The organism is Gordonia aichiensis NBRC 108223 (genome assembly GCF_000332975.1).
Classification (GTDB): Bacteria; Actinomycetota; Actinomycetes; order Mycobacteriales; family Mycobacteriaceae; genus Gordonia; species Gordonia aichiensis.
This window is the reverse complement of the sequence record NZ_BANR01000048.1, coordinates 1-4,865: the sequence shown is the minus strand read 5'-3', so window position 1 is coordinate 4,865 and position 4,865 is coordinate 1. Positions and strand designations below refer to the sequence as shown.

9 protein-coding genes are annotated in these 4,865 nt (G+C 66.2%); 1 reads left to right on the top strand and 8 read right to left on the bottom strand.

Annotated elements, in window-relative coordinates:
- Positions 1 to 130 precede the first annotated feature (130 nt).
- The gene (locus GOACH_RS22170) at positions 131 to 466 is read left to right on the top strand and encodes a hypothetical protein (RefSeq protein WP_005180278.1); all 336 of its coding nucleotides are present in this window, start codon (positions 131 to 133) and stop codon (positions 464 to 466) included.
- A gap of 7 nt (positions 467 to 473) precedes the next feature.
- Here GOACH_RS22170 and GOACH_RS22165 read toward each other — a convergent pair whose 3' ends face one another.
- From GOACH_RS22165 to GOACH_RS22135, 8 genes are all read right to left on the bottom strand, one after another.
- On the bottom strand, positions 474 to 1,316 hold the full coding sequence (locus tag GOACH_RS22165) for a Fic/DOC family protein (protein ID WP_005180276.1): 843 nt from the start codon (positions 1,314 to 1,316) through the stop codon (positions 474 to 476).
- A complete protein-coding gene (locus GOACH_RS22160) occupies positions 1,316 to 1,498 on the bottom strand; it encodes a hypothetical protein (RefSeq protein ID WP_040519563.1) in 183 nt (60 codons plus the stop codon). The genes GOACH_RS22165 and GOACH_RS22160 overlap by 1 nt, the downstream gene beginning before the upstream one ends.
- 84 nt (positions 1,499 to 1,582) lie before the next feature.
- Entirely contained in the window at positions 1,583 to 1,792 is a 210-nt protein-coding gene (locus GOACH_RS22155) for a hypothetical protein (protein WP_005180271.1), read from the bottom strand.
- A 5-nt stretch (positions 1,793 to 1,797) separates the two neighbouring features.
- Positions 1,798 to 2,454 carry a DnaB-like helicase N-terminal domain-containing protein gene (locus tag GOACH_RS23200; protein WP_005180269.1) on the bottom strand — a complete coding sequence of 219 codons (657 nt, stop codon included), beginning with the start codon at positions 2,452 to 2,454 and terminating at the stop codon, positions 1,798 to 1,800.
- Positions 2,455 to 2,540: 86 nt separating this feature from the next.
- Positions 2,541 to 2,786 (bottom strand): glutaredoxin-like protein NrdH, encoded by a 246-nt coding sequence (gene nrdH / locus GOACH_RS22145; RefSeq protein WP_005180267.1) that lies wholly within the window; start codon positions 2,784 to 2,786, stop codon positions 2,541 to 2,543.
- A 410-nt stretch (positions 2,787 to 3,196) separates the two neighbouring features.
- Complete coding sequence (locus tag GOACH_RS22140) at positions 3,197 to 4,087, bottom strand: DUF3560 domain-containing protein (RefSeq protein ID WP_245551996.1); 891 nt, start codon at positions 4,085 to 4,087, stop codon at positions 3,197 to 3,199.
- Between the two features lie 129 nt (positions 4,088 to 4,216).
- Complete coding sequence (locus tag GOACH_RS23900) at positions 4,217 to 4,393, bottom strand: hypothetical protein (protein WP_157227934.1); 177 nt, start codon at positions 4,391 to 4,393, stop codon at positions 4,217 to 4,219.
- A 153-nt stretch (positions 4,394 to 4,546) separates the two neighbouring features.
- Positions 4,547 to 4,865: IS1380 family transposase (locus GOACH_RS22135; RefSeq protein WP_005180262.1), on the bottom strand; the 319-nt coding region annotated here is incomplete at its 5' end.

Here is a 4,865-nt window from a genome sequence, read left to right as displayed (position 1 = left end):
GGCGCCGCAAGCGTCGACTAACGTCCCCGGTCAGTACATCTAGACCAACATCCGCGCGGCGAATGGCGCGCAGTGCAATGTCCGAGCACTCTGATACCACTAACAGACCACCAGCCGATGAGGAGACATCATGGTCGACGCGATCGACAACATGCTCGCCCACGCCAGCTTCGGCGCGGTGTTCCTCACCGTGTGGCTCATGCTCGGTGCGGCGACGTTCGCGTTCAGCGTCCTCGTCGGGTTCCTCGTGCGCCGACCCCGCCCGGGTCACTGGCTGGCGCCGATCGGCCCGGGCTACCGGCCGCGGTGGGTTCCCGCGCGGACCTGGAGCCCGATCCTGCTGCGCGCTGCGTTCGCCGCCGCGGTCGTGATGTTCTTCCTGCTGCCGCTGCTTATGCTCGCGGCGTTCGCCGGCGTCGCCGGCACCAGTGCCCGCCACACCCCGTCGGCACCCACCAGGTGGTGACCTCGCTCTAGCGGCCCCGACCGCGCGGCCGATCCGGCCGCGACTGGATTGATGCGCTCTGCTCGCCGCGCCCCCGGTAAGGCCGTGAGGCGGCGATCTGTCCGGACGGGCCGGCCATCGGGCCCGCGGCCGCAGCCTCCGACCGGAACGTTTCTGCGGTTCCCCCGGCCCGTCGGTGCATGATCATCGCCCGGAACACTGCGGCCGCTTTCGCGGGATCTCGGGTGTCTTGGGTGGCGGCCAGGGACCCCGGCGCGGTGTCGCCCAGGCGCACCACCCCGGGTGCAAGCTCGGCGGCGAGGAACGATGAGTCGGTGGTGGCCATCGCGACGTGGCGGGCGGCGTGCACCGCGGCGGCGTCGATGACGCGCCAGTCGATGTCCCATCCGGCGTCGGCGAGGTAGCGGTGGAAGAACACCCGCTGGCTTCTGGAGTTCCCGTCGATGAACGGGTGAACACCGGTCAGCTCACCCCAGTGATGGGCGGTTGTGGCGATCGCTGATTCCCGGTCGACGGGGGAGGGCCGCTCGGTGGTGATCCCGCCGAACACCCGGTGCAGCTCGCCGGCCAGGAACGCCGGCCGACAGTGCGCCATACCCATCGCCTGGGTGTCGGTAGAGCGCAGCTGCCCGGCCCATGGGTAGACGTCGTGGAGAATCCAACCGTGGATGTCGCGCAGGGTGTCGAACGTGAAGTCACCGCCGGCAATCGCGGGATTTTGCTCGAGCTCGGCCACCCGGACGTAGGCCATGCGGCGCTCGAACTCCTCGAGGTCGGTGACAGACGAGAGGCCGGGCAGGTTGTCGCGAACCTGCCCGGCCTCGTCGCCGGATGATGAGGACGTGGTCACTAAGAGTGGCGTGACCGGATTTCGGCGAGAACCCTGGCGGCTTCCTGCTCGGGGGTGGTCTCGCCGCGCAGCACGCGCAGGGCGGCGGCCCGGTCAGCATCGGTAGCCACCATGCCAGCCATTTCGTGGCCGGCATCGGCGGCGGCGAGGATCTGTTCATCGGTGCGTGTGGTGGTGGCCATCAGCAATCACCTTCCTGTGGTGGTTCACGGTTGATTCTACCTGCTCACCGGGTGTTACCGGGGCTATCGGTCATGGTGGTGTCCTCACTCGAACAGTGGTGGTTGCGTGGCGGCGGCCGCGGCGTCGCTGCGGGCGATGTAGGTGGCGATCCAGTTCTGGATCTCAGGCAGCGACACGTTGAATTCGTCGGCGACCGCGGCCAGGGGCAGGCCGTCGATCTTGTGGAGGTCGTGGGCGAGGCGCTGACGGTATTCGTCTGTTTCGTGGCCGTATTCGGTGTCGGTCATGGTCATTGTCATCACTCCACTTCGGTGAGGGCTTGGCGGCGGGTGAGCCATTCGGATTCGGCGCGTTGCTGGTATCGGGTGAGCTGCGCCCAGTGCCCGGACAGTTCCTCGATCGGTGCTTCTTGGCGGCGCTGGTCCATCGCGGTGAGCAGTGCGGTGTAGCCGCGGCGGTACCACCCGTCGATGACGCAGATAGCGAGGTAGGGCACCTGGCCGGCAACAGCGACCGGCCGGTGGGTGGGAGCGACCAGGCTGAGCATGGTCTGCTGGGCGCTTCGGGTGCTGAACTCGCCCTGCCCACCGGTCGCCAGCAACTGCGCATTGACCAGAGCAGGAGAGGGTGCGGCGTTCGTGGCGACGGCGGCGATCGCTGCGAAGATACGTGCGTGTTGGGGAATCCAGAAGTGTTTGGTGTCGAGCTGGGCGGTCACGGCGCGTGCGATGGCCGGCGGAGCCCACATCAGCGCGGACAGTAGTTCCTGTTCGAGGTCGGTGGCGACGTCGATCTCCGCTTCGGGGTCGTCTCCGAGTGATCCGACTGAGGTGTAGGCGTCGTCCTCGACGAGGTCGTCGACGTCGGCCGACGGGATCTCCTCGACGGGTAGCTCGCTCAGTGTGGCGGTCATGTCGTCGTCACTCCTGTCGGGGTCCGGGTCGATGGGGTCCATGAGGGAAATTGTCAGGCAGCTACGGCGCGGGTGGCGTCTTCGTGGGCGAGGCGCTTGTCATCAATTGCCATGCCAGATCAGTCCTTTCACGCGGCCTGGGCGGCAAGTGACTTGATGTGGTCCAGGCGGAAGCCTCCCCAATGCTGTTCGCCGGCGACGACGACGGGGGCCTGGAGGTAGCCGAGTGACAGGACGTAGTCACGGGCGTCGGAGTCCTGGGTGACGTCGACCACGCGGTAGGTCAATCCGTGCTTGTCGAGGGCTTTGTAGGTCGCATTGCATTGCACACATGCGGGCTTGGAGTAAACGGTGATGTCGGGGTCCTCATTCATTTTCTGTGACCTTCTTTCGGGGAGCGTGAACGTCTGTGATATACGTTCGATTATATCTCGTATTGTGTTGCGGCACAACATGTATTGCCCATTTTGTGATGTCTTAATGTGTCTTTTCCTGTTGGCTGCCGATCACGTGCGAGTTGTGTTTCTGTCCATGTAATGGAGCCGGGTAATTGGCGCGAAATAAGCGGTATTGAGCGGTAGCGAAATGGAGCGCGTGCCAATCAGTTGGTGGAATGTAATTGACAGGGGCGCGGCTCGTGCTTGTGATAATCCGGCGGTCAGGGAAGGCCATCGCGCGCGGCGTGTGGCGACCACGCGTGACTGCCTGGCGCGGGCTCGATGCCCGCGCCAGGCAGATCCGGCACGGCCCGGCCACCTGGGAGGGGTGGCCGGGCGTTGCTGGGTTAGGGGGTCTCGTTGTTGTCGGTGTGTGGTGGGCGGTGGCCTTGGATTTCTTGGTAGGGGATGGTGCGGCGGATGAGGCGGCCGCCGTAGGGTGCGGGGGTTTCGACGCTGACGGTTTTGGCGTTGGCGCGGACGACGGGGACCCAGCCGTGGAAGCGGATCTTCACCTGGTCGCCTTTGGCGATGGTGTCGCGGCTGTAGTCGCCGGTGTGGCCGGCGGCGATCTGGTCGGCGCGGACGGCGCGCCAGTAGGCGATGTCGTCGGCGCGTTGGGCCATGCGCTCGGTGATGGCTTGGCGGTAGTCGCCGGTGGCGGCGGTGGTGGTTTCGGTGAGTTTCTGGCCTCCGGGGAGGTTGGCGACGGTGCGGGTGTGGCCGTCGAGTCGGCGTTGGTCGGCGCGTTGTTCGGCTTCGAGTTTGTCGATGCGGTTGGCGACGGTGACGGGGTTGTAGCGGTGTTCGGTTGTGCGGCTGGCTACGTGGGCGCGGCGTTCGGCTTCGTCGGCGTCGTTTTGGGCGTGCACTGCGGTGCCGATGCTGTTCCATGCTTTGTCGAGTGCGTTGCGGTGTCGGCGTTCGCTGTGGTGGCCGACGTGGACGGGTTCGCCGAATGGTGGGAGTGCGGCGGTGGCGTCGTGGTGGCGTTGCCATGCGGTGTCGGCCTGGTCGTGGCGGCGTGCTGCTTTGGCGTCGAGGGCGTCGGCGCGGTCTTGTTGGCGTTGGGCGCGGTCGGCTTCGACGGTGGCGGTGTCGCGGTGGGTGTTGTCGATGTCGAGGGTGACGTGTGGCCTGCTTGTTCGAGGGCGGCGCGGGCGCGGTCGATGATGTGGGTGTTTGGTTGGCGGTCGCGGCTGTGGGGGATTCCCCAGGTGCCGAGTGTGCGAAACCACCGCCACCCGGCGCTTTTCAGGAGCGCATTTGTGCCGTCGCCTTTGCTGGTGCCGTCGATGAGGGTTCCGTCGGCGTGGGTGTGGGTGATGGTGAGGTCAGCCATGTCGGGGGTCCTTTCGGTGCTGGGGTTAGTCGGTGGTGGCTTCGATGGCGGCGCGGAGTCGGCGCAGGGTGTCGTCATCGAGTGGTGGCGGTGGTGGTGGCCTGTGCCGGTGGCGGCGTCGGGGGAGTTGGTAGACGGGTGCCTGGTCGTTGCTGACCCAGGGGACGCGGCGCGGCTGGTCGGTGGTGGTCTCGTCGGTCATGGGGCGGCTTAGCCTCGATCCACCGATCGGCTTTTGCGGTGTGGTGAAAAGTGTTGAGCACGTTCGGCCTGGGTGGCGGGCATGAGTCAGTTGCCGATCTCTGATGTCGGCTTGTTTCACCGGGTTTCGGGATCGAGGCTGTTGGCCGGGTGGTTAGGGCCAGGTTGGCGGTCTTCGGTGAATAGTGTTGTCGAACAACAGGTTCCATTCGGTTTCCCACGGCCATCGGGCGGGTAGGTGCATGGTGATGCGCCGGGCTGAGGACGCGATACGCGCCGGAATGCAGATCAGGGTGCGGCGGACCGTGGATGTGGTGGCTTTGGCCAGACGCCCGCCGCTGAGGCTGGCGGCAGCACGAGTCAGGTTGAACGCGATGACCGCACACACCAGCCAGGCGGCGTTCGCGCAGAACTTTCCCGACGGCAGATGCGCGAGCGCGGAGGCTTTGAGATCGGCGTGAACTTGTTCGATG